Genomic DNA, 24,320 nt, shown 5'->3' with positions numbered 1-24,320 from the left:
AAAATGATGCAAAAAAAACGTGTTGAAGTCGCTGTTGGTGTGATTGAAAAAAATCAGCAAATCTTTGTCTGCTTAAGAGGTGAAGAGCAACATCAAGGTGGACTTTGGGAATTCCCAGGTGGGAAAATGGAAGTGGGCGAAGATGTGTTTTCGGCATTGAAACGTGAGCTACAAGAAGAGGTTGGCATTGAGATCTATAACTCATCTGAGCTAATGCGCATTGAGCATGACTATGCTGATAAGGCGGTATGCTTATACATTCATCATGTTGAGGATTTTTCCGGTGAAGCTCATGGCGCAGAAGGGCAGCCTTCTAAATGGGTTGCAGTCGAGCAGTTACATGAGCTCGCGTTTCCTGAGGCCAATAGAGCAATCGTTGAGTTACTACAAGCCCGCTAAAGTAAGTGACAAACTTTGTTACTAAATTCAGCACTCTGAGTCATAGTCATTCACTATGTGCATAGGTAGACTAGTGAATGACCGCTTACGTGTAAATAAACATCAGCCAACGATTCTCGTTACTCTGAGGTTTGATAGGAAACACAGCTAGAAGGAATTCTTTTCAAGCCACAAAGGATATGTCTATATTACATTCATCTATATGCAATTGACCTGCTTGATTATTTAAGCTGAGGTTTGGATAAGTAATTTGAGCATTATTTTATCTAGATGAATGGGATACGACGTTTACAAGCGAAACTCTATCAGGGGAATAAAAATGAAAAAACTATCATTGACCGCTGCAAGTGTTGCACTTGCATTGGGATTGATTGGTTGTAGCGAACAACCGCAAACACAACAACAAAAACCAGCGGAACAAGCCGAAGCACAAAAGGCGGTTTTGAATTCTGGTATCGAATTGGAAAATATTGATAAATCAGTGCGTGCACAAGATGATTTTTACTTTCACGTTAATGGTCACTGGTTAGAAAAAACCAAAATCCCTGCAGATAAGTCAAATTATGGCTCTTTCTCGCAGCTCTATGATGAGTCGCAAAAAGCACTGCGTAAAGTACTGGAAGATGCTGCAAATAATGCATCTGCAAAAGCGGGTAGCGATGAACAGAAGCTGGGTGCGTTTTATCAAAGCTATATGGATGAAGGGGCGAGAAACGAGCTGGGCTTAAACCCAGTTAAGCCTTATCTGAAAGAAATTCAAGACTTGAAGAGTAAGTCGGAGCTACCAGCTATCTTTGCTAAAATGCGTTTAACGGGGGCAAGTACACCGTTTGGTTGGTACGTTAATAATGATGCCAAAAATTCAAGCGAAAATGCACTTTATATGTTCCAGTCAGGGCTTGGTTTACCAGATCGCGATTACTATCTGAAAGATGACGAAAAATTCAGTAAGATCCGTGAACAGTACCAGCTTTACATTGAACAGTTGTTGGCTAAGGCTGGTCATAAAAATCCAGGCCAAGCTGCACTGAATATTGTAGCGTTAGAGAAGCAAATTGCCGAGGCGCAATGGACACGTGTTGAAAGCCGCGACGCGACTAAAACCTATAACAAGCTAAGCAATGATGCGTTTAATCAATTAATGCCAGACTTTGATACGTCAGCATTTCTAACTGCGCTTGGTATCAAAGCTGATTCACTTATTGTAAGCCAACCTAGTTTCTTTGAAGGGCTATCAAAAATCATCGCTGATTCAAAGCTAGAAGCTTGGCAAGACTATTTAACATTCCACTTTACCAATGACTACGCTGAGTTACTAAGTAAAGATGTAGTTGACCTTAAGTTTGGGTTCTTTGGTAAAACATTGACGGGTGTAGAGGAACAAGCGCCAACGTGGAAAAAAGCGGTGGATGCGAGTAATTCTGTGTTAGGTGAAATGTTAGGCAAGATTTACGTAAAGTCTTATTTTCCACCAGAAGCGAAAGCGCGTATGGAAGAGTTGGTTGCTAACCTTATTAAAGGTTTTGATCAAGCAATTGACGGCCTAGAGTGGATGAGTGCTGAAACAAAAGTAGCAGCAAAAGACAAGCTCAATAAGTTTACGCCAAAGATTGGCTATCCTGACAAATGGAAAGATTACTCAGCACTTGAAGTAAGCCCTGATGATCTAGTCGGTAACTATGTACGCTATAGCCAATTTGCTAATCAGGAAATGATCGATAAATTAGGCAAGCCTGTGGACCGTAGCGAGTGGTTGATGACACCACAAACGGTGAACGCGTACTATAACCCAGTGAATAACGAGATTGTATTCCCTGCTGCGATTTTACAGCCACCATTCTTTAACCTAGAAGCGGATGATGCAGTAAACTACGGTGCAATCGGTGCGGTTATCGGTCACGAATTAGGTCACGGCTTTGACGACCAAGGTGCGAAGTACGATGGTGATGGTAACCTACGTAATTGGTGGAGTGAGTCTGACCTTTCACAATTCGAAGCGCGTAGCCAAAAGCTGGTTGAGCAGTTTAATGGTTTTAAACCATTTGAAGACGCTGGTGTTAATGGTCAACTGACACTGGGTGAAAATATTGGTGATCTAGGCGGATTAACTGTCGCTTATAAAGCGTACCAAATTTCACTAGGCGATCAAAAAGCGCCTGTTATTGACGGTTACACAGGAGAGCAGCGCTTCTTTATGGGCTGGTCACAAATTTGGCGTCGCAAATACCGCGATGAAGAGCTGCGTAATCGTCTGATGACAGATCCGCATTCACCAAGTCATTATCGAGTGATTGGTGTGCTGCCGAATATGCCAGAGTTCTATAAGGCATTTGATGTGAAAGAAGGCGATAAGATGTATCTTAAACCAGAAGACAGAGTGAAAATCTGGTAATTTCACATTATGAATTCGTGGCGGTTTTATTGTGTTCTTTCAGTAAATCCGCCGCTTTTTACGACATCCAATTACAATTCTCTGAACTTCTCACAAAATATCACACTCAATTCAGCACTTTCTACAAGCACTCGCTATTTCCAAGGTCAAGTTCATCGCTATTTGATGGTATTTACAGCCAAATCAGAGTAGCTTCATTTTGTCTAACACAAGGATATGAAAAAATAATGATAGCGCTGTCATTTTAACTTTTATATGATGTTTAGGAACAATAAGTGATTAAATGATGTTCATTTTGAATTGAACATGAAGACTGGGAGCAAAAGATGAGAATAAAAACGACTTTGCTTGGGGCGATAATTGCTGGGTGCTCGTTCTATACACACGCATCATTTACGCAGCAGCAGTTAGCGCAATTTGCAAGTGACACGCATTTTGAATTTGCGGTAGAAAATAACTTCAGTAATGGTGCTGGGGGCTTTAGCGGTGCTATTACACTGACTAACAATTCAAAAGTTGATCTACCAAAAGGACAAAGCGATTGGCAAATCTACTTGCACTCAGTTCGTCATATTTCAACAGAAACAGCTGAAGGTTTACGCTTTGAGCATATTAATGGCGACCTTCATAGTATAACTCCTACCGATTCGTTTGCTGGCTTAAAAGCCGGTGAAAAGCTCAAGTTAGCTTTTGATGGTTCGGCTTGGATTGCTGCATACAGCGATTTTATGCCGCGTGCCTTTATTGTGTCAGGTAAAAATAAGCCGGTCATTTTTGCAAATACTGATACAGAAGATATGACGCAGTTCGTTGCGCCATTTGAGCGTGAGAATCAGCTGAAGAGATACAATACACCTACCGATTACACGCAGATAGCGAACGCAGCGCTGCGTTTTGAACGTAATCAAAGCAATATTTCGGTCTCAAAAGAAGATGCGCTAAGACGTATCATTCCAAAGCCTGAGCATATCGACTTTAATCGTGGCGAAATCACCCTTAACAAAAACTGGCAGATCCGCTTTGCCGGACGTTTGAAGTCAGAAGTCGCCGTTTTTCAAGAAGACTTGTCAGAGTATGGGCTGGATTTACGAGCCGAAGCTAATCACGTGCCTGAAGAGAACATCCCAACGATCCGCCTTAAAGTTGCGAAAAGTCTAGGGCGCGATTATGACTACAACCAAGCCGGATCATATACATTAGATATTGATGATGATGTGATTGAAATCACGGGTATTGATAACGCCGGTGTGTTTTACGGTATTCAAAGTTTGCTTGCGCTATTTCCAGCCGATAGTAAAAATGAAATTACCTTGTCTCACGTAGAGATCAAAGACTCTCCGCGCTTTAGCTGGCGTGGTATGCATTACGACAATGCCCGCAACTATCATGGTAAAGATGCGTTATTTAAATTAATTGAACAGATGGCGCGTTATAAATTAAATAAGTTCCACTGGCACTTTTCAGATGATGAAGGTTGGCGCTTGGAGATCCCAGGACTGCCGGAGTTAACAGAAGTCGGCGCATTTCGTTGTTTTGATTTACAAGAGCGTGAGTGCTTACTGACTCAACTGGGCACCGGTCCTTTCAAAACGGGAAGTGGAAATGGTTACCTTTCTCGCGAAGACTTTGTCGAGTTACTTAAATTTGCCACTGCGCGTCATATCGAGATCATTCCAGAAATCGAAAGCCCTGGGCATGCTCGTGCTGCGATTAAGTCCATGGAAGCGCGTTATCACAAATTGATGGAAGCAGGTAAAGCGCAAGAGGCCAAAGCCTATCTTCTGAACGACATTGATGACACTTCAAAGTATCTAACCGTGCAACTCTATACTGATAACTCTATTAATGTATGCTTGGACTCAAGCTATGCCTTTATGGAGAAGGTGGTATATGAGCTGCAAGAAATGTATCGCGATGCTGGCACTATGCTAACCACAGTCCATTTTGGTGGCGATGAGGTTGGAAAGGGATCATGGACTGAATCACCAGCATGTAATGATCTATTTGCGGTCGCCGACAACGGAGTGGCTGGACCCAATGATTTAAAACCATACTTTACTCAAAAAGTTGCGAAATTGCTTGCTAAGCGTGGGATCACTCCTGCCGCTTGGGAAGATGGTTTAATGTATAACACCACGACGACCTTTAAACGTGATGAATTTCCAAATCCACAGTTTTTGGTAAATACTTGGGATAACATTTGGGAGTGGGGGGTTGCAGACAGAGCTCACCGTTTTGCAAACAACAATTACCAGGTTATTTTGTCTCACGGTACACATTTGTACTTTGATCACCCTTACGAAGCGCACCCTGAAGAGCGCGGCTATTATTGGGCAACTCGTTACACTGATACAAAAAAAGCATTTTCGTATATGCCAGATAATATATATGCAAATGCGGACTTCACGCGAAACCGTGAGCCTATCGTGAATCTAGAAGCCTTAGTTGGTCGAGAGTTACCTGCGCTTAAAAGACCGCAAAATATCCTTGGTATGCAAGGGCAAATATGGAGTGAGACCATTCGCTCGGAAGACCAAGTGCTACGATTGATTTTCCCTCGTTTGCTTTCGCTCGCGGAACGCGCTTGGCATAAAGCGGATTGGGAAGGGCGTCGTATTAACCAAAAAGAGTTAAATAAGGACTTCTCAACCTTTGCTGCAGCCTTGTCTTTAAAAGAAATTGCAAAGTTGCAAAACGATGGCATTAAGCCAAACCTTCCGGTTCCTGGTGCCAAAGTGGTGTTGGGTAAACTTGAAGCGAATAGTACTTTCCCTTATCTTGCAATTGAAGTGAGCTTAGACAATGGTGAATCTTGGCAGCCTTATACTGATCAGATGAGTGTCTCAGATGAAAGTAAGGTATTGTTGAGAACGCGAGCCGGAGAAAAAAATACGAGCCGTGTCACAGGGTTGAAATAAACCCTCGTATTCAGTTTATCGCAAAAAAGGGCAATGGCCCTTTTTTGGTGATAATTTTGCTCAAATTCTAACTGGTAATGAAATAGATTTTAACGTAAAGTTAAATGTCAGCGCTGTCATTTTTCTGGATCTATGCCAAATTGAGCACATAAAGCGCAAAAATAATAATCCAAATTAACTTTGTACATTGCTGAGTTTGCTTCAAAACTGCAATGTACCCCTAGCAACAAGAAGAGTTTTATGGAAGCGACAGTGGATAAAGAACAACTCGCCAAACAAAGCGTCTGGCTACCTATGACACTCGCAGGGTCAATGTTTTTCATATTGGGCTGCATTACTTGGTTAAATGGGGCTATTACGCCATTCTTACAACAGATGTTGGAGCTATCACCGCTCCAAGCTTCATTTATCATTTCTTCTTTCTATATTGCAGTGACGATCGCTGGTATCCCATCAGCGATGCTGATCAAAAAAGTCGGTTACAAAAATGGTATGGCTATCGGTTGCGCGATTATGGCTTTATCTGCATTGATGTATATTCCTGCTGCAAAAATGCAAATGATCGAAATCTTCCTATTTGCTCAGTTAATGATAGGTGTTGGTCAAACTGTGTTGCAAACCGCTGTAAATCCATATGTGGTAAAAATGGGTTCTGAAGAATCAGCGGCTGTACGCGTATGTATTATGGGTTTACTCAATAAGTCTGCGGGTGTAATCGTACCTATCGTATTTGCAGCTGTTGTGGTCAGCGGCGTAGTAAATGAAGGTGAAGCACTGTCACAAGTTCAAAAGGACGCGATGGCAAACAGCTTGATTGCTCCATATATGAGTATTGCAGGTTTAATCTTCTTATTTGCTTTATTTGCAAAAGTATCGCCGCTTCCAGATCTTGTATTTGAAGAAGAAGCCTCAACAGGTAAGGGTGAAGTAAAAGAAGCGCTTAGTCATCCTCATTTAGCGCTAGGCGTTATTGGTATTGCGTTATATGTTGCAGTTGAAGTTATTGCCGCCGATACGATTGGTTCATATGCATTACAGTTAGGGATCGCTGATTACTCTGTGATGACGTCATATACCATGGGCTGTATGTTAATCGGTTATGCGATCGGGATCGCGACTATTCCACGCTTTATGTCACAGCAAACTGCGCTCGTGATGTCAGCGATTGCAGGTATAATCACCGTTTTTGCTGTTGTTTTAGGCAGTAATGAGTCATACTTCCTATCGAATATACTATTGGTACCTTTTGGTGGACCTCACTTACCAGATCCGCTATTGTGTATTGCGTTGTTGGGTTTTGCTAATGCCATGGTATGGCCTGCAATTTGGCCTTTAGCACTTGATGGCTTAGGGCGCTTAACAGGCACTGCATCAGGCCTACTTATTATGGGTATTGCCGGTGGCGCACTTGGACCATTGCTTATCGGTTTAGGCAACGTTGCTGGACTAGGTGCTCAAGGTGCGTACAGTTTAATGCTACCTAGCTACTTATTCATTCTCTTCTATGCATTGAAGGGTCATAAAATGAGAAGCTGGAAGTAATACAGAATTTCTATGTATGTAGAAATAATCCCGTGTGTGATGCCACCTGAATAAGGTGGCATTTTTTATGCCTAAATCACTCCCTTATCTGCAAAACCGGCTTAATGCTGAGATCTTATTCGCGATATAAAATCGCTGCTACGCAGATGTTTGGCGCTTGTTGTTTGGTGCTTATTGTGTGGTGTTGGTCGTGTAGGAGCTACTTTATGTAGCGAGGGTTTAATTCTTAGTCGCGATATAAAATCGCTGCTACGCAGATGTCTGGTGCTTATTGTGTGGTGTTGGTCGTGTAGGAGCTGCTTTATGTAGCGAGGGTTTTATTCTCAGTCGCGATATAAAATCGCTGCTACGTTGAATCTGGTGCTTGTAGTTTGGTAGGAGCTACTTTATGTAGCGAGGGTTTCATTCTTAAGTCGCGATATAAAATCGCTGCTACGTTGAATTTGGTGCTTGTAGTTTGGTAGGAGCTACTTTATGTAGCGAGGGTTTTATTCTTAAGTCGCGATATAAAATCGCTGCTACGCAGATGTTTGGTGCTTGGTGTTTATTGCGTAGGGTGCTATGTGCGTAAAAATAAAAATGTGGAATACATTTATAGAAAGAGTGGGGCGACTGATGGGACTTGAACCCACGACAACCGGAATCACAATCCAGGGCTCTACCAACTGAGCTACAGCCGCCACAAAAGACTTGAACACCTTGTCTGGTGTGGCGCGCATAATACATAAGTTTTTTCCAAATGCAAAGGGAAATATCGAAAAAACTTAATAAAAGTTTTTTTTCGGAGATTATTTCCGCATACAGCAAATATTCATATATCCTATGTATGATCCAGCCGATCTAATGATAAATAACTGCTTAATATAAAAAGGGGGATGAGTATGGAAGCTGTTTGGAAATGGGTTAATGAGAACTCAGATTTAATCTTACACTATGTGCTTCAAGGCGTTATAGCACTAATAATTTTCTTCGTTGGCTTAAAACTAGCTAAGCTCAGTGCTGATCTCACCGAAAAAGCATTTGGTAAACGCAAAGTAGATAAAGCGGTAGGCTCATTCGTTGCCAATATTGCTTATGCGATTGTGTTTGCCGCGACACTGCTTATGGCATTATCTCAGGTTGGTATCGAAACCACCTCATTCATTGCTATTCTAGGTGCAGCAGGTTTGGCTGTTGGTCTTGCGCTGCAAGGTTCACTTTCTAATTTTGCGTCTGGTGTACTTATTATTATGCTACGCCCGTTCAAGTCAGGTGACTATATTGAAGCGGGCGGTAGAGCGGGTAGTGTACAAAAGATAGAAATCTTCTCTACTGAGCTACGTACTCCTGATAACAAAGTGATTGTAATGCCAAACTCTTCTATTATGTCTGGTGCAATCGTTAACTACTCGCGTGAAAAAACACGTCGTATTGACCTTGTTATTGGTGTTGGTTATGACGCAGATCTAAGAGAAGCAAAAGCAGTATTAAAGTCTGTACTAGATAATGAACCTAGAATTCTTAAAGAACCTGCGTACAATGTTGCGGTACTAGAGCTTGCGGATTCAAGTGTTAACTTTGTCGTTCGCCCTTGGGTTAAAACAGAAGAGTACTGGCCAACGTATTTCACACTTGTGGAAAATATTAAAATTGCGCTAGACGAAGCCGATATCACCATTCCATTCCCGCAAATGGATGTTCACCTACACAAAGATCAGTAAAAGGTTAGTTAGAAATGAAATTAAAGGTTTTAACCTGTTGTATTCTTGTTGCAGCAAGCGCTAATGCAGCGGCAGAAAGCAAAGCTAAGAAGCCAAAGAAAGTTTGGGATGTAACCAGTGAAGTGGGTGCGATTATCACCAGTGGTAATACAGAAACAACAACCCTAAAAGGTGGGATCAAAGCTAAGCACAACCTAACTAACTGGAATAACGAGTACAAGTTAGACGGCTTCTACAAAGAAGACACGCGTGAAAACGATGCCGGTGTCGATGTTACATCTCGTACTAACGAAAAATACTCAGCATCAGTTCAAGGTAACTACAAGTTAAATGAAGATAACAGCCATTTATTTGTGTTTGGTTCTTATGTTTCAGACTACTTTGGTGCTTACCGCAGTGAAGCCGTTATTTCAGTGGGTTACGGTCAACGTTTATTCGAAAACGACGACATGTATCTTAACGCTGAAATCGGTCCCGGTGTAAAGCGCTTTGAGCACCAAGACGATAGCACTGAACTTGACGATGACGGAGAATTACTTGCTGGTACTTCTGAAAGCGAGTTCATCGGTGTTGGTAAACTAGATTACCAATGGCAGATCTCAGAAAACGCACGTTTTACACAGCTTATCGCGATTGAATATGGTGATACCAACACCAAGACAACGTCTGAAACAGCATTGTTGACTAAAATCAACGGCTCTCTCCAGATGAAAGTGGCATACAACATCATCCACAACTCAGACGTAGCAGACGATAAAGAAAATACTGATACAGAAACCTCACTTACTTTGGTTTACAGTTTTTAAGGTGTAAATCTGTTCAGGTAAATAATGATGTTTAAACTAGCTAGGCTGAGGTCTTCCGTTTAGACATCATTATTAGTTTAAAGAATTTAGTCCTCCCGTTTAGTTAAACACATTAACTAATTTGAACTAGCGATAAGCTGTGAGCTAACGCATTGAAATTAATAGGCCACTTATGCAGGTTACTCTATTCAGATGCTACTTTCTGACTCGAGATTAATAACGGGGGCCATAGCTTAGAATAACAACAGCTAGAAAATAAGTAGCTATCCCAAATTTAGTCTAACTGCTTCCCAGGTTGGTGTGGTTACACAATATAACAGAATGCACACTCCTCCCCGATTTGGATTTTTGAATAACTAGTGTAGAATACGCGTCTATTTATGAATTTCACTTACACAGGATGAAGTAAGGCATGTTGGTAAACCGTCTTCTTTTATTACTAATAATGCTATTTGCCTGCTCCGCAGCCGCTTTTACTCCAACAAAGCAGCAAATAGAACAGTTTAAAAAACTACCGAAAAGTCAACAACAATTGCTTGCCAAGCAGTACGGTATTGATATCAGTACACTAAACTCTTCTAGTGGTGGTACAACAGAAAACCAAAAGCCAGAAGCAGTCAATATGCCACAACTACAGCCTGAGAAAGACTATCTATCAAATGAAGAAAAGCGCTTCAAACCTGAGCTAGAGGTTTTAAAACCTTTTGGTAGTGAGTTGTTTAGTGGTAATACATTTGCAGAGAACGACGTAAGTAATGTTTCTGTTCCACAGGACTATATCTTGGGAGCAGGCGATCAACTTAAGGTCAGTTTTTTCGGCCAACAAAGCTTTGAAGAAATAGTCGAAGTTGATGGTGAGGGCCATGTCAAACTTTCAGAGTTGGGGCCTGTTAGTGTTACTGGAATGCAATATAGTGAATTTAAAAAATTATTGCAGGATAAGGTATCAAGAGAGCTTATTGGTACTTCAGTTTACGTATCCCTTACAGCGCTGAAAAAAATTCGGGTTTTAGTGGTTGGAGAAGTGAAAAGGCCTGGAAGTTACACTTTATCGTCTTTGTCAAATATCACTCATAGTATATATACCAGCGGTGGATTAACTGATATCGGCTCTTTTCGTAATATTCAGTTAAAGCGTAAGGGGGAAGTCGTAAAAACACTGGACCTTTATGACCTATTACTAAGTGGTGATAATGCAGACGATGCACCGCTTAGAGCTGGAGATACCGTATTTGTACCAAGTCTGAAAAGCCAAGTGCGACTTGAAGGTGCAGTTAGACGAGAAGCTATATTCGAAGTTAAAGAAGGCGAATCATTAGCTGACTTGATGATAATGTCTGGTGGTATGAGTGCAACAGCGTTTAAAAATTCGGTGATGATTAGCCGCTATACTAACGGTACACGAACTGTGATTGGTGTTGAGAGGAGTGAGTTTGCAAGTACGAAGCTCAAAGATGGTGATGCTGTTAAGGTTGATAAAACGGGGACTCATTTTGATAATGAAGTGACGTTGATTGGTGCCGTTGTAAGGCCCGGTAAATACGCTTGGAAACCAGGGTTGACCATCAGTGAATTATTTAATAACTCATTGCATTCAGTTCTTCCTCAGGCTGATACGGGGTATGGGTTGGTTGTGCGAGGAGGGCGTTTTGAAAAAGTATCTCTGGTACAGTTTAATTTACTAGAGCAGTTAAGCTCCAATACCGATAATAAAGGCCTTGTCGAACTGCAAAGTGGCGATAAAGTGTTTATTTTTAGCCGTTTTCAATATCTCAATGAGGAGAAAGATGCGCTAAAAGCATTAGATTTAACTGCTGATGAGCTAGAGCAACAAGAAAAAACAAAACTATGGCACTTATATGAAAATGAGTTGTTTAAGGCATTTGTGGACACCGAAGCCATTACAACGCTAAATCAGGGGCAAAAAAACCAAGTCGCCGCGGAAGATTTTGAAGAAAAAAGTGAGCCTGAAAGCGAAAACTGGTCCTTTATGTTACCAGAAGACGCGAAAGTAGAATTGGATGCTAAAACTGAGCTACCAAGTCCGTTTTCTAGAATATCTTTATTGGAGCCTGTAATTAGGCAACTACAACAGCAAGCAACACCACAGCACCCATTAGAAATTGTAACAATTCAGGGGCGTGTAAAGTACCCTGGTAATTATCCAATAGCTAGTAATTACACTGTGAAAGATGCCATAGATGCGGCAGGTGGGTTGCTCGAATCCGCCTATTTAGGTTTAGCCGAGTTGACAACGTTCAAAAATGATGAATCGATGAGCGTAGAGCATAGATCTTTCAATTTGGCTAAAGAGTTGAAACAGCAGTCTATTACCATTAAGAGTAAAGATGCCATAAACATATTGTCAGTTCCAAAATGGATGGATGAAAACCAAGTTACAGTTAAGGGGGAAGTGAAGTTCCCTGGCACATACACAATCAAGCGTGGTGAAACATTGAATGATGTGCTTGCACGTGCGGGGGGGCTGACGGAGTTCGCTTCGATAGACAGTGCTGTATTTACAAGGGAAGAGATAAAGAATCAAGAACAGGAACAACTCAAACGGTTAACTGAAAACCTAAAGCGAGAAATTGCATCTAAGAGTCTTCAACCTAGCGCTGAAAATATTGCTTACTCTGAAGTTAAACAGCTACTCAAAGATTTAAGTACGATTAAAGCGCAAGGTAGATTGGTAATCAACCTGCCTAGTATTATGGATGGCAGACAATCCTTAGTATTACAAGATGGGGATACTCTTTATATTCCGCAAGAAAGAGACTCCATTAGTGTTATTGGTGAGGTGAATTATCCGGCTTCTCATTTGTTTGAACAAGGTTTGAGCCTTTCTGAGTATCTAGAGCGTAGCGGTGGTATTAAAGAATTGGCTGATGAAGAGAGAATATACATCATCAAAGCCAATGGCTCCGTTATCATTCCAAAAAATAACTGGTTTGCAGTAAATCGTGAAGACACACTCACTGCAGGGGATACCATTGTAGTTCCTCTTAATTCTAACTACATGGACAACTTAACGCTTTGGAGTACTACTACCCAAATTATTTATCAACTTGGTGTTGCTGCGGCAGCTATCAACAATATTTAATTTAGGGAACTTTCTGATGTCTAAACAAAATAACGAAGATGTTTCAATTGGAGATATCTTCATTTTAGTAAAGCAACGATTATTAGTTATTATTGTTGTCACAGCTTTGTTTGTCGGATTAGGTATAGCTTTTGCACTCTCTAAAGCGAATATCTATCAGTCTCAAGTTCTTCTAAGCCCAGCAAGTAATCCGTCAAATAGTAGTGGTGGCTTATCTGGGCAACTTGGAGGGCTTGCGGCGCTCGCTGGTGTGCAGCTTGGCGGTGGCTCTGCGGACAAGTCGTTGCTGCATTTAGAGCGTTTCAAGAGCCGTGTTTTTTTAACCGAGTTTATTAAAAAACATAGACTAAAAGAAAAAATCTATGCTGCGAAGTCGTATGTATGGGAGACAGGGGAGTTGCTCTATGATGTGGATAGGCTTGCGCAATTTGATGTGGATGCAGAAAAACCTGTATCGATAAATATGGTTTTTGAGCAATTTATTGAAGACAATTTTAAGTTGGAAATTGATGCTAAGACTGGATTAGTTGCGTTATCGGTGCTTCATCAATCTCCTTTTGTAGCTAAAGAAATTACGGATCTATTGGTGAAAGATATTAACCAAGTGATCCGTCAAGAAGAAATCTCTGATGCTAATAAAAGTATTGATTATTTAGAAGCTGCGCTAGAAGGTACTAAAGTGCTTGAAACTAAAAAAATGTTTTATCAGTTGATCGAGCAGCAACACCGAACCAAAATGCTGGCCAGTGTTAAAGAAGAGTATGCCTTTAAAGTTATCGATCCCGCTATTGTTCCTGAGCGTAAGTACGGTCCTAACAGGGCGCTGATCGTGGTAATTTTTGCGTTGTTAGGTGGAGTGTTGGCTACTGGATACGTAATAGTCTTTGGCCTGAGGGCGACTAATAATTAATTATAGCACTTTGCTCCTTGATAGGTATGCCCAGCACAATTGCTGGGTATGTAAGGTTAATCGTGATATTTAATAATCTTGTAATAAACAAACTTGTTTGGCTCTTTGTTTTTTTATTCCCAGTTTTGCCTCATACTCTAGGGGCCCCTACCGCACAAAAAGTACTACATGTTTTTGCTTTTGTATTCGTAGCTTTATCTTTAATGATTAGACGCACGTACTTTAAACCAGGCTTCGTCACTGCTGTTGTGGCTATTTGCACCGTAATGATAAGCTATTATATGGCCGTCTCATTGGCTTTTACGAACTTCTTAACCTTTAAAGATTTGCCCGATTATTTACGCCCTCTTATTTACTTGATATACATTCTTATCCCTTTGATCTATCCATTGGATGAAAGGGAACTACGTACATTTTTTGTGTTCTTCAAAAAAATGTTTGTATTTCAGGTGATTATTTCAATGTTGATTTACATTCCTGCGCTGTGGCCTGTCGTTGATATATTTAAGGGGCGGCCTAGTGATGACATGCCGCTACACTTTTATCGTTGGTCAGGGACATATGGTTACCCTTCAGACTTTTCGTTTTATCTGTCATTTTTTATTTTTTACTATTTCAGCTTTTTTGCTAGGCGAATATCAATGTCGGTTGGTGAGTGGTTAATTGTGCTTGTTGCGTTTTGTGCAATGTTTTTGAGTTTTAGTCGAGGTGGATTATTCTCGACGGTAGGAATTTTGGGTCTTGCTTTTTGGCTCACAGGCGCAAGAACGCGCAAAACTTCGTACTTACTATTGTTTGCTATGATTGTGTCTAGCATCTCAATTTTTCTAGCCTTTAGTGAAGAGTTTGAACAAGTCTCTTATATTCTTGAGACTTTTGGTGGTGAAGATGGAGATGTTGATGGCTCGACTAGCCACCGGTTAAAAGAGCTTGCGTTGGCAGGCGAATATTTATCACAGTTACCGCCATTGTCTGAAGGCTCAAATCGGTTAGAACTTGAGACTAGGATAGAGGTAATAGAATCTTTCTATGGATTTCACCTTATTAAGTGGGGAATTCTAGGATTAACAGCGGCTCTAGTAATTAAGTTTGTATTTTTCTTAGTTTGTTGTTATGTATATAAAAAGGGTTTATGCTCCGAGAGGAATGAAACTCAAACCGCGCTTGCGTTTGCTGTAGCATGTTTGGTCGCCTCAGAAGTTTTGCTATTTGGGTTTTCTTCGGCGATAAGCGATCGCTTCAAAACGCTGCCTACCTTTTATTTGCTATTTGGCTATGTGTTGTCTGGTTACTTTTTGTTCTCAGATGTAAATGGAAAGTATCGTGGTGGTATTGGGTGATTAATCTTTATGAAAAGGTTGCGAATATGACTTGTTATGTTACTTTTAAAACCATATTAATTTAGCGCTAGCTCTTGAATTTAATTTAGCTTATTATCATAATAGACGAGCCTAGATTTGATGCTACATGTTTGTGCAGTATCGGTCGGGCCCTTTAACTTATTTAACGTTTTGCTATGCTCTGGTGTCCAGAGTGTGTAAATATTAACTGAAAACATAAAGTGTCCACCGGATACATGGAGATAAAAATGAAGCGTTTTAATAAAGTCGCTTTAATTCCTGCTGCAGTTGCTGCTGTACTAGCAGGTAATGCTTACGCAGGTACTGAAGCTTGTTTCGAAGTTTACAAAGGCGCAGATGCACTAGCTGTTACAGGCTTTGATACTATCTACGGCGGTGCAGCTTGTATCGCAGAAGCTAGCCGTACAGGTGCAACTGCAGCAAACCTTGAAGCTACTAACGAAGCAAAAGTTGCTTACGAGCTTACTGGTGATTTAACATTAGATTTTGACGCTGTTGATGGTACTAACACTGACCAGCACATCGTTTACATCCCTACTACTGATATCCCTGGTGGTACTAAAATCACTATCGAACTTAGTGGCGCAACTTTCGCTGGTAACGCTAACCAAATCCACCTAGTAAAAGATGCTGATGGTTCTGGTGCAAACACTAACTTTGAAGCGGTAGCATCTTCGGATGGTACAGTTGATGGTGCTTCTTCTATCACTTTCCTAACTAAAGCTGGTATTACTATCGGTGCAGGTACTCGTCTTGCGTTCTCTCGTATTTCTACGGGTGCTGACTCTACAGCTATCGATCCAGTAGGTATCAAGATTGCTAACACAACTTGTACTACAGCTTCTACAACACAGTCTGTAACAATCAAGTCTACTTCTGCTATTACAGATGGTGGTAATGGTTATAACATCCAAGGTGCTGTTTCAGCTGCTCAGAAAGTTGTTGATATCACTCCTCAGTTCTACGCACTACACGGCGGCACAACTGCTGAAGTTCAGGTTAATGCTGAAAGCTCAAATTCTGAAGGCAATGCGATCGTTGCTCGTACTGAATTTGTATACAATGCAGCAGCTAACAACCGTTTAGTAGCTACTAGCTCACAAGCGATTTACAAGAACGGTTTCTATAACCGTGCAGCACTTCTAGACCAAGCTATTACTCTAGACGCTGATGACCACTTAGAAACAGCTTTCGTTGCAACTGCAGAGCCAGGCGCAAACGTTAAAATGCGTCTATACAATGGCCGTACGGCTGCTACAGGCGTGTTAGACACATCTGTTCCTGTACAAACTGGTACAGTACCTGGTTCATTTGGTTTAACTCAAGCTGCTGCTACTGTATACAACACAGAAGCTGTTGACTTATTCACTCCAAATGCTGGTACAGGTGATGCGGAGCCTAATGCTCAGACAACTGCTCCACTTCTTGGTGCAACTTACAATGCAATGTACTACGTAGTTGAGAATAACCCAACTGACGGCATCATGAACTTCAACTATGACGCTACTACTTACTACACGCTAGACTTCGGTACAGCAGGTGAACTTGATCACTGTGAAGATAACAAAGTAACTCACAAAGTTGGCGTTAACGGTGCAGTTCTTAAAGTTCCTTACGTAGTAAACGCTGAAGGTAACTTTGTACGTGTTACTAACGAACACGACGAAGCGGCTGAAGTAACAGTTGACGTATTTGGCGAATCAGCTAACGGTAACACTGGTGCTCGTAAAGTAACTGCTGTTGAACTTGGTCAAGTTCCTGCGAAGTCTTCTGTAGTTTACTTCGTGCCTAAGCTAATCGAGCAAGCAGTTGCTCAGAAAGGTTACACTGGTGCTGACGGCGGTTACGCTGCAGAATCTCTAGGTACAAACGCTGCAAACGCTAAATCAGCTGACAATCGTCATACTGTAACATTCACAGTTACTGCTCCTAAAGATTCAGTACACGGTGTATCTGTACAGAAAATCATTGGTGGTACTGACCGCGTAATGCCAGTACTAGACCAAAACGAATGGTCTCAGTAATTTTTAATTACTTACCATAGTTTAAAAACCCTCGCTTTTGCGAGGGTTTTTTTATCATCATAGTGTAATGTCTGGCTTTGTGCCTTATTACTATTTTCTTGGTCGACGTTGACTCTATTAGCGTCAAACATCATTCACCTTAAGTATAGATGACCTAATGGGGTGGAAAATATATCTACAGATTATGTTTTTAGAGGGGAACAAAGCGTACAGATATTCATTTGATTACTTAAGTAATCTCTTTCGAGACAAGGAAGCTGTATCGAACATTACCGTTTCGTGCAGAAACCAATGAGGCAGTAAAGCTCAAATAGCCGAGGCTAAATATTTTGCTACTTGCTATCTGATATATGAGTGTGGCGTGGGTTTTCGAAGGTGGTTATGAAAATGAGTTTTGGGTAAATCATGGACTGACTGTTTCATTTTGAAGTTCATCGCAACTATACCTTTATCAACACAGTGAGTTTTATAATTAACGCTGCCTGCGTATCAAAACGCCGTTATAATCTGATGCCAATATTAGTGAAGCAGATCTGGTGAACTTAGAGTCAATGCTAGTTATCACAAAGTTATTTGTTACCCAAAACTAAGATTGATCAGGTATACCAACAACCTGTGTTTGTCCGGACCAACCTGTCATAAAAAAGAGCCTAAATTAAGGAGTTTCAATGAAAAACTGGTTATTACCAATAGCATTATCAAGTTTACTAATAGGGTGTAGTACCACTCAGAATGCTGAGCTTAAAGAGCTACGTGCAGAAGTGGAAAAATTGAAAACAATTCAACAGCAAGTAGCCGTCAGAGTTGGACTTGCTGAGCTGGTAAAGCCAGACACATTACCTCTGTCCAACGAAGGTAAATGGATTGGCGATAAAAATGCCAGTATTGTGATGATTGAATACACTGATTTACATTGCCCTTATTGCAAAAAATTCCAACAAGAAATTTGGCCCGAATTTAAGAGCAAGTTTGTTGATTCTGGTGAGGTTGCTGTGTTAGCGCGTGAGCTCCCATTAACTAAACTTCACCCAAAATCTGGTTATGCCGCTGTTGTATTACGTTGCGCAAATAAGCAAGGCCAGTATGAAGGAGTTAAAGATAAGCTTTTTGAGTTAGGAAATAACATAGTAACGGATTCACTAAAGGAAATTGCCACTGATTTTAACTTAGATGAAACTGTGTTTAATGCTTGTTTAGAGGATAAATCCGTACATGCAGAAGTTTCTCGTTCAATTACTGATGCTCAACTTCTCGGTTTAGATGGAACTCCTTCATTTGTGATTGGAAAGCAGAAAGACGGTATATTAGTGGATTATCAAATAGTAACAGGTGGTGGCTTTGATAAACTAAGTGCTGCAATTAATGCATTAAAGTAAAGCCATACTAGTTCAAAATTATACCGTTGTATGTTAGATTTCAGCGGTATAAATGCGACCCACTTATGACGAGGTTCCACTCTAGAATTATGCATTTATTATGTCATAAGTCCTGATTACATTGTGCAGGAACTAATTTGAGTTGTTGGTGTCTTACGCAGGTCGCGGCTTTCTACTTGATATAAACAGCATTGACTAAATGAGTATTCAAATGAAAAAGTTAAAAAAAATTAAGGGTTTCACTTTAGTGGAGTTGTTAATTGTTATGGTAATTTTGGGGCTTTTAGCCTCTGTTGTTGCGCCTCGAATGTTTAGTAAGGTAGGTACTGCTAGAGAGGGTACTGCAAAAGCGCAAATGCAGGTTATTTCAACTGCGTTAGACTCTTATCGATTAGATATAGGTTACTACCCAAAGACTCTTGATGAGCTTGTGAAAAGTAACAAAGAAATGTGGGATGGACCTTACTTTCCAAAGCAAATACCAAATGACCCTTGGGGTAATCCATACAGTTATAAAGCTATCAGTGAAAATGGTAGCGAGCAATTTGAGTTGAAGAGTTTTGGCCGAGACGGCAAACCTGGTGGCGAAGGTGAAGATGCAGACGTGGAACTCTAAGGTTCATGAGTATATTGGCAGCCAGCAAATATTAAATAGTGAGCGGCTGCAGCAAGTCGCTGAGTTTGAGAGAGGTGCACTTTCTCAACTTGAGATAGTACTATTGAATTCTGGCTGGATCGATGAAGATCAGCTCTGTGAGTTATATTGCACATTACTTAGTTGCAAAAAATGGAATGATAACTTAGGCACTTCAGCGAACTATATAAGCTTTTTAAGATCTATCAATTTAGAGCTTCTATTAGAGAATGATATGGCTCCTGTTTCTGTCTGTGAGACGGAGGTGAGCATAGTATTCGCTAACCCGCATAGCCGCGATGCATTAGATTATCTTCGTTTTATTACGCAGGAAAAGCAGTTTTACGCTGTAACAAAGAAAGACTTTGAGTTGCTAGCTGAACAATGTCGTGCGCTAGTCTCAGATACGCCTGAGCTTTCTATCTCAAGTGATAATTTAAGTGCATTAAAAGAATTAGCATTAGGCGCGCCAACTGTAAATCTGGTAAATAGCCTAATAAACAAAGGGGTAAAGCTCGGAGCTTCAGATTTACATATCGAACCTATTAATGGTAAATATCGAGCTAGATATCGAATTGATGGCATTTTAAAAGAAGCAGATCCAATACCCAACAATCTTCAGCTAGCTGTTATCTCAAGAATTAAGATTCTATCAGGGATGGATATTGCCGAAAAGAGACGCCCACAAGACGGTAAAATAGAAATGAAAGCGGGTGCTACTGACCTAGACATTCGCTGCTCGACATTACCCTTGGGTACTGGCGAGAGTGTTGTAATGCGTTTTCTAATAAAAAATGCTGTTAAATTCGATTTGGAAAAGCTCGGCTATTCAGCCGATCTTGTTGATAAAATAAACCAGGATCTTAAAAAAACATCCGGAGTTATTTTAATGACTGGACCTACGGGCTCAGGCAAAACAACCTCTCTTTACTCCTTTTTGAATCAAATAAATCGTCCCGATATTAAAATTGTTACCCTAGAAGATCCTATCGAGTATCAATTACCGGGGATTAATCAAGTACAAGTGAATGCTGAGATTGGGTATGATTTTTCAGCAGGACTTCGAAGTATTGTACGTCAGGATCCTGACGTAATCATGGTTGGTGAGATCCGTGATAATGAAACTGCTAAGATAGCTTTGCAATCAGCACTAACTGGGCATTTAGTTTTTAGTACGGTTCACACAAACGATGCGCCTTCTGCTTATACGAGATTATTGGATTTGGGTATTCAAGAATACTTATTAAACGCTGGTCTTGTTTCCATTATGGCGCAGCGACTTGCCAGAACTTTGTGTAATCACTGTAAACAACCTCTCAGTGAACAAGAAACAAGAGAACTATATCAGCGATATAATTTATCTAAGGTTGCAGAGGGAGTAGATAAACCTCTATATCAAGCTAAAGGCTGTGAACGCTGTGAGAACACTGGTTACTCTGGTCGCGTCGCATTTTTAGAGTATTTGCCCTGTGATTTAGATGTTAAGAAACTGCCTAAAGATGAGCGCCTTCTCGACAGCCTTTATGAAATGATGGAGCAAAAGCAGCTTCGCACGCTTAAGCAAGATGGTTTTCTGAAAGCTGTAAATGGTCAGACAACTATAGAGGAAGTATTGAGGGTAGCTGGGTGAGTCAAGTATTCCGATATAAAGTCTGTAACTCAGAAGGCGAGATAGAAAAGGGTGAACTTACGGCTGAAAGTGAAAGTTCGGTATATACTCAGCTACAGTCAAAGGATCTATTGGTTCTTGAAATAAAAGTGGTACGAACAAGAAGTATTCGCAAAAAAGTATCTCTTAACGACTTAGAGCAGTCAACTAGCCAGTTGTCTACTTTACTTCAAAATGGCCTTCGTGTAGACAAAGCTCTGGATGTGCTTGCCCAATCTAATCGAAACTCTGCGCTTGGGCAAGTATGGGCCTCTGTTCTGGCTGATATAAAGCAAGGAGCCGTGCTAAGCGAAGCGCTGGCGAAAAGAACGGATATTTTTTCAACTTTGTATATTGAAATGGTGAAAATTGGTGAGGCAACAGGCAACTTGCCTCAGGTATTCGCTAGGTTAAGTCAAAACTTGCAGTTTCAAAGTGCATTGAGAAGTAAGGTTATTCAAGCATCAACTTACCCCATTTTCATATTGTTCGTTTGTATTTCTGCTATCTGGGCTATTTTTAATTTTGTCATTCCTAGTATGTCATCTATGTTTGACAATGGTGGAGAGATCCCTGAATACACTAGGTTGCTATTAGACCTTTCTACTTGGGTTCAAAACTATCAGCTTCATTTACTAATCTTCTTATTTTTATGCGCCTTAGCTTTATACAGTGCTATGCAAAGAGATTTACTAAGAAAAAAGCTATTTTCGACGGTGATTCAGTTCCCTATTGTAAAGCAAATAGTAACCCACTCAGATCGTATAAAGTTCTCAACGGCTTTGCAGTTGACATTAGAAAGTGGTGTTAGCCTATCTGATAGTTTACAGTTAGCCTTGCAAACGGTGGCTAACCCTAGACTTCACGCAAAACTTACGAAAGTGGTGGGCGTTGTTAGTAGTGGTGGTGTCTTAAGTAACGAACTTAAGGGGGTTAGCCTGTATGATGACGTTGCTATTTCTCTAATTACTGTGGGTGAAGAAAGTGGTAGCTTAGCAAGCTCTTTTAGTGAGATAGCTAATCGCTCTCGAAATCGTTTCGAAAGCTGGCTAACTAAATTTACAGCATTACTAGAGCCACTACTGATACTAATAATGGGGGGGATAGTTGGATCTGTCGTAATCGTGATGCTTCTAAGTATAGTGTCGATGAATGATGTCTCTTTCTAAACAAGAAGGCTTTACTTTAATCGAACTGCTTATTGTGTTGGTACTAGTTGGCCTGACAAGTTCTGTGGTACTACCAAATATGTGGGAGCAATTAGAACAAGTTAAGCGTTACTCCGAAAAGCAGCAACTTAAATCTTTGCTTGAATATGCAAAACAGTACTCAATTTATAGAGGGCGTGATTTAGAACTGCGTCTTGAAGGGTTTAACATAGAGGTTTGGGAAGCTGGAGAAGCACAAATACCACAACCAAAGGTTGAGTATGAGTCCTCCGAGAAAGCTAAGCTATCAGCACTTAAATCAATAACGTTCTCACAGCTTAGTTTTGAAAGTGAAACGGTTCAATTGTCTTCTAGCAATTATTTAGTGGCTAAAAAATTATCATTTACCTACAAAGACACAGAGAAAAGTGAAACGATTGAGTTCTAAGCAGCAGACAGGGATGACACTAATTGAAGTGCTAATTGCTTCTGTTATTTTATTTATATCTATTAGCGCAATTAGTTATGTTACTCAAGCTATGTTATTGAACGAGCGAAGGCTTGTTACAACGGCACAGCAATCCTACATGCTTGAATATATTCAAGATGAAGTAAGGTATCAGTATGAGTATAACCTTCAGGTTGAAGGTGAGTACAAATATGATGGTGAAAGTTACTATTGGCGAGTTGAAGTGGTATCAGAGAAACCAGCCTTGACAAGCGTTGGTGGTAGTGAAAGCGGTGAAACATCAAATGGAACGATGATTTTATATAAATGCGCTGTTTTTTCTCAATTACTCCCAGCCCCCAAAAAAATTACTGAGTTCAAAAATGTATTCTGGCGTGAAGCAAAGTAATAGAACTGGGTTTACCCTGATTGAAGTATTAATTTCAATGGTTATCTTTTCGATAGTAATTGCACTTGCTGTAATGAGTTATCGATTCTCCCTACAAAATTTAACCAGCTCAAATAGCAGATATGATATTGACAAGCTTTCTAGAGTAAAACTTGTGAATCAACAAATTAGAGAGGCATTCCCTTATGGGTATGTAGACGAACTTGGCAAAACAGTTCCTTTTTTTATTGGAGAAAAAGGGGGATTTGCGTTTGTGACTCGTTCTCCAGTATTGATATCGGAGCCAATTGCAGTATCCACACTGTATATTAAAGACCGTGATTTGTTGTATTGTGAAGTCCCTCTGGGTGTTGTTTCGTTAAGTAGCTTTAAAATTCATGAGAGTAACTGTGAGAAGAGCATTTCATTTATGTCCAGCCAAAGCTTTGAGTTTCAATACTTTGGTTGGAAAGACTGGCTTGAGTTTAGCAATTACTACTCCGAATACTTAGATATAGTTGTGAAGCCTAAGCCCACTTGGAATGATACATTCTATGCATCTCAGCGTAGAATAATGCCTCTCTTTATTCGTATTAAGGTCAAAAATGATAGTACGCGCGATAAGGTCAATCATTTGATCTATCGAATATCTAGAATTCCACCTTCCTTATCAGGTGCAAGTAGTGAATAGCAGAATAGGCAAAAGTAATGGTGCAGCATTGCTATTAGTATTGATGATCACTGCCGCAATGGCAAGTATGATGATCTTTATGTCGGAAAAAGGTAACAATACGGCCAATATGGCAAATATGATCAAGCAACACAATAGGGCTAAAATTGCGGTCGATAATGCTCAATCTGAAATTATTTATGAGTTAATGACAACACCGCTAGGTATTTTGGGGCCAAACTCTCGTTATCCTGGGATTGAGTTAATAGATCCTTCACTAAAAAACTTTAGGGGGGAGGTTACAAAACGGGGCGACCTTCATGTGCGTGCTCAAGATCTAAGTGGTCTAGTATCGCTCGCGCCATTGAATGAAGGTGCATTTAAGCGGTTATTATTACATTATGGCACTGACTCTAGCGACATAAACCAAATTATGGACCGCTTTGATGATTGGCAGGATATCGACAATTTCCGCCGCCTAGAAGGAGCTGAAAAGGGAGATTACGCGCTGCCTTATTTACCTAATAATACAGCGCTGCAGACTGTTGAAGAGCTGCGCTACATTCTTCAAAATGATAATTTATTTGAACAAATTCAGCCATTTTTGGTGCTTAGGGTCAATCCCTATATTGTTCGACAATTTACACCTAAGTCTTTATACTCTGCGTTTGGATTTGAGGGGCAAACACCTTCGCAAGATGAGGGCGAAGGCGGTGTTGATAGTATCGCCAGTGGAAAACTTTCTATTCAAATCACATTTGAGGGGCCTGTAAATTACTCAAAGCGTTTTAATTTTGAGAGAGGTCCGGGATTACGACCATATTTTGTAAGTAAAGAAGAAGTAGTGAACTAG

At 40.6% G+C, this 24,320-nt stretch carries 18 protein-coding genes and 1 tRNA gene; 18 read left to right on the top strand and 1 reads right to left on the bottom strand.

Translation table 11 applies throughout. The annotated features are described in order from the left end of the window. The first annotated feature begins 6 nt into the window (after positions 1-6). The 4 genes from mutT (at position 7) to nagP (ending at position 7,251) form a co-directional block, all read left to right on the top strand. Entirely contained in the window at positions 7-399 is a 393-nt protein-coding gene (gene mutT / locus EXT48_RS14400; RefSeq protein WP_069020766.1) for an 8-oxo-dGTP diphosphatase MutT, read from the top strand. Positions 400-718: 319 nt separating this feature from the next. Continuing rightward, complete coding sequence (locus EXT48_RS14395; protein ID WP_130164869.1) at positions 719-2,791, top strand: M13 family metallopeptidase; 2,073 nt, start codon at positions 719-721, stop codon at positions 2,789-2,791. Positions 2,792-3,117: 326 nt separating this feature from the next. Further along, positions 3,118-5,709: a family 20 glycosylhydrolase gene (locus EXT48_RS14390; protein WP_130164868.1), complete on the top strand. Its 2,592-nt coding sequence runs from the start codon at positions 3,118-3,120 to the stop codon at positions 5,707-5,709. A gap of 240 nt (positions 5,710-5,949) precedes the next feature. After that, positions 5,950-7,251, top strand: a complete 1,302-nt coding sequence (nagP, locus tag EXT48_RS14385; protein ID WP_045987925.1) for an N-acetylglucosamine MFS transporter NagP — start codon at positions 5,950-5,952, stop codon at positions 7,249-7,251. A gap of 604 nt (positions 7,252-7,855) precedes the next feature. Here the strand turns inward: nagP and EXT48_RS14380 are convergent. Further along, positions 7,856-7,931: transfer RNA gene (locus EXT48_RS14380), tRNA-His, on the bottom strand. Between the two features lie 201 nt (positions 7,932-8,132). Here EXT48_RS14380 and EXT48_RS14375 point away from each other — a divergent pair. From EXT48_RS14375 to EXT48_RS14310, 14 genes are all read left to right on the top strand, one after another. After that, positions 8,133-8,951 carry a mechanosensitive ion channel family protein gene (locus EXT48_RS14375; RefSeq protein WP_010368624.1) on the top strand — a complete coding sequence of 273 codons (819 nt, stop codon included), beginning with the start codon at positions 8,133-8,135 and terminating at the stop codon, positions 8,949-8,951. A gap of 14 nt (positions 8,952-8,965) precedes the next feature. Further along, a complete protein-coding gene (locus tag EXT48_RS14370) occupies positions 8,966-9,757 on the top strand; it encodes a YdiY family protein (RefSeq protein WP_010368621.1) in 792 nt (263 codons plus the stop codon). A 412-nt stretch (positions 9,758-10,169) separates the two neighbouring features. Continuing rightward, positions 10,170-12,860: an SLBB domain-containing protein gene (locus EXT48_RS14365; RefSeq protein ID WP_130164867.1), complete on the top strand. Its 2,691-nt coding sequence runs from the start codon at positions 10,170-10,172 to the stop codon at positions 12,858-12,860. Positions 12,861-12,876: 16 nt separating this feature from the next. Next, entirely contained in the window at positions 12,877-13,770 is an 894-nt protein-coding gene (locus EXT48_RS14360) for a Wzz/FepE/Etk N-terminal domain-containing protein (RefSeq protein ID WP_130164866.1), read from the top strand. A 461-nt stretch (positions 13,771-14,231) separates the two neighbouring features. Further along, positions 14,232-15,110, top strand: a complete 879-nt coding sequence (locus EXT48_RS14355) for an O-antigen ligase family protein (RefSeq protein WP_130164865.1) — start codon at positions 14,232-14,234, stop codon at positions 15,108-15,110. Between the two features lie 248 nt (positions 15,111-15,358). Continuing rightward, entirely contained in the window at positions 15,359-17,155 is a 1,797-nt protein-coding gene (locus EXT48_RS14350) for a hypothetical protein (RefSeq protein WP_130164864.1), read from the top strand. A gap of 668 nt (positions 17,156-17,823) precedes the next feature. Further along, complete coding sequence (locus EXT48_RS14345) at positions 17,824-18,531, top strand: thioredoxin domain-containing protein (protein ID WP_130164863.1); 708 nt, start codon at positions 17,824-17,826, stop codon at positions 18,529-18,531. A 211-nt stretch (positions 18,532-18,742) separates the two neighbouring features. Next, entirely contained in the window at positions 18,743-19,147 is a 405-nt protein-coding gene (gene gspG / locus EXT48_RS14340) for a type II secretion system major pseudopilin GspG (protein ID WP_205992091.1), read from the top strand. Then, entirely contained in the window at positions 19,128-20,795 is a 1,668-nt protein-coding gene (locus EXT48_RS14335; RefSeq protein WP_130164861.1) for a GspE/PulE family protein, read from the top strand. The genes gspG and EXT48_RS14335 overlap by 20 nt, the downstream gene beginning before the upstream one ends. Beyond that, positions 20,792-21,982, top strand: coding sequence for a type II secretion system F family protein (locus EXT48_RS14330; protein ID WP_130164860.1), 1,191 nt, complete (start codon positions 20,792-20,794; stop codon positions 21,980-21,982). The genes EXT48_RS14335 and EXT48_RS14330 overlap by 4 nt, the downstream gene beginning before the upstream one ends. Continuing rightward, positions 21,966-22,409, top strand: coding sequence for a prepilin-type N-terminal cleavage/methylation domain-containing protein (locus EXT48_RS14325; protein ID WP_130164859.1), 444 nt, complete (start codon positions 21,966-21,968; stop codon positions 22,407-22,409). Before EXT48_RS14330 ends, EXT48_RS14325 begins: the two co-directional genes overlap by 17 nt. Beyond that, positions 22,390-22,818 (top strand): PilW family protein, encoded by a 429-nt coding sequence (locus EXT48_RS14320; RefSeq protein WP_205125748.1) that lies wholly within the window; start codon positions 22,390-22,392, stop codon positions 22,816-22,818. Before EXT48_RS14325 ends, EXT48_RS14320 begins: the two co-directional genes overlap by 20 nt. After that, complete coding sequence (locus EXT48_RS14315) at positions 22,805-23,488, top strand: type II secretion system protein J (RefSeq protein WP_165384114.1); 684 nt, start codon at positions 22,805-22,807, stop codon at positions 23,486-23,488. The genes EXT48_RS14320 and EXT48_RS14315 overlap by 14 nt, the downstream gene beginning before the upstream one ends. Next, positions 23,481-24,320 (top strand): general secretion pathway protein GspK, encoded by an 840-nt coding sequence (locus tag EXT48_RS14310; RefSeq protein ID WP_130164857.1) that lies wholly within the window; start codon positions 23,481-23,483, stop codon positions 24,318-24,320. The genes EXT48_RS14315 and EXT48_RS14310 overlap by 8 nt, the downstream gene beginning before the upstream one ends.

Source organism: Pseudoalteromonas sp. CO348 (genome assembly GCF_004208845.1).
Taxonomy (GTDB): Bacteria; Pseudomonadota; Gammaproteobacteria; order Enterobacterales; family Alteromonadaceae; genus Pseudoalteromonas; species Pseudoalteromonas maricaloris.
Note: the sequence above shows the minus strand (reverse complement) of the source record. Positions and strands in the feature narration are given on the sequence as shown.

Bases quoted from the DNA above. Each gene is read 5' to 3' on its own strand.
- EXT48_RS14335 (WP_130164861.1), top strand. From the start codon at position 19,128: ATGCAGACGTGGAACTCTAAGGTTCATGAGTATATTGGCAGCCAGCAA.
- EXT48_RS14345 (WP_130164863.1), top strand. From the start codon at position 17,824: ATGAAAAACTGGTTATTACCAATAGCATTATCAAGTTTACTAATAGGG.
- EXT48_RS14350 (WP_130164864.1), top strand. From the start codon at position 15,359: ATGAAGCGTTTTAATAAAGTCGCTTTAATTCCTGCTGCAGTTGCTGCT.
- EXT48_RS14360 (WP_130164866.1), top strand. From the start codon at position 12,877: ATGTCTAAACAAAATAACGAAGATGTTTCAATTGGAGATATCTTCATT.
- EXT48_RS14375 (WP_010368624.1), top strand. From the start codon at position 8,133: ATGGAAGCTGTTTGGAAATGGGTTAATGAGAACTCAGATTTAATCTTA.
- EXT48_RS14325 (WP_130164859.1), top strand. From the start codon at position 21,966: ATGATGTCTCTTTCTAAACAAGAAGGCTTTACTTTAATCGAACTGCTT.
- gspG (WP_205992091.1), top strand. From the start codon at position 18,743: ATGAAAAAGTTAAAAAAAATTAAGGGTTTCACTTTAGTGGAGTTGTTA.
- EXT48_RS14390 (WP_130164868.1), top strand. From the start codon at position 3,118: ATGAGAATAAAAACGACTTTGCTTGGGGCGATAATTGCTGGGTGCTCG.
- EXT48_RS14365 (WP_130164867.1), top strand. From the start codon at position 10,170: ATGTTGGTAAACCGTCTTCTTTTATTACTAATAATGCTATTTGCCTGC.
- nagP (WP_045987925.1), top strand. From the start codon at position 5,950: ATGGAAGCGACAGTGGATAAAGAACAACTCGCCAAACAAAGCGTCTGG.
- mutT (WP_069020766.1), top strand. From the start codon at position 7: ATGCAAAAAAAACGTGTTGAAGTCGCTGTTGGTGTGATTGAAAAAAAT.
- EXT48_RS14355 (WP_130164865.1), top strand. From the start codon at position 14,232: ATGTTGATTTACATTCCTGCGCTGTGGCCTGTCGTTGATATATTTAAG.
- EXT48_RS14395 (WP_130164869.1), top strand. From the start codon at position 719: ATGAAAAAACTATCATTGACCGCTGCAAGTGTTGCACTTGCATTGGGA.
- EXT48_RS14370 (WP_010368621.1), top strand. From the start codon at position 8,966: ATGAAATTAAAGGTTTTAACCTGTTGTATTCTTGTTGCAGCAAGCGCT.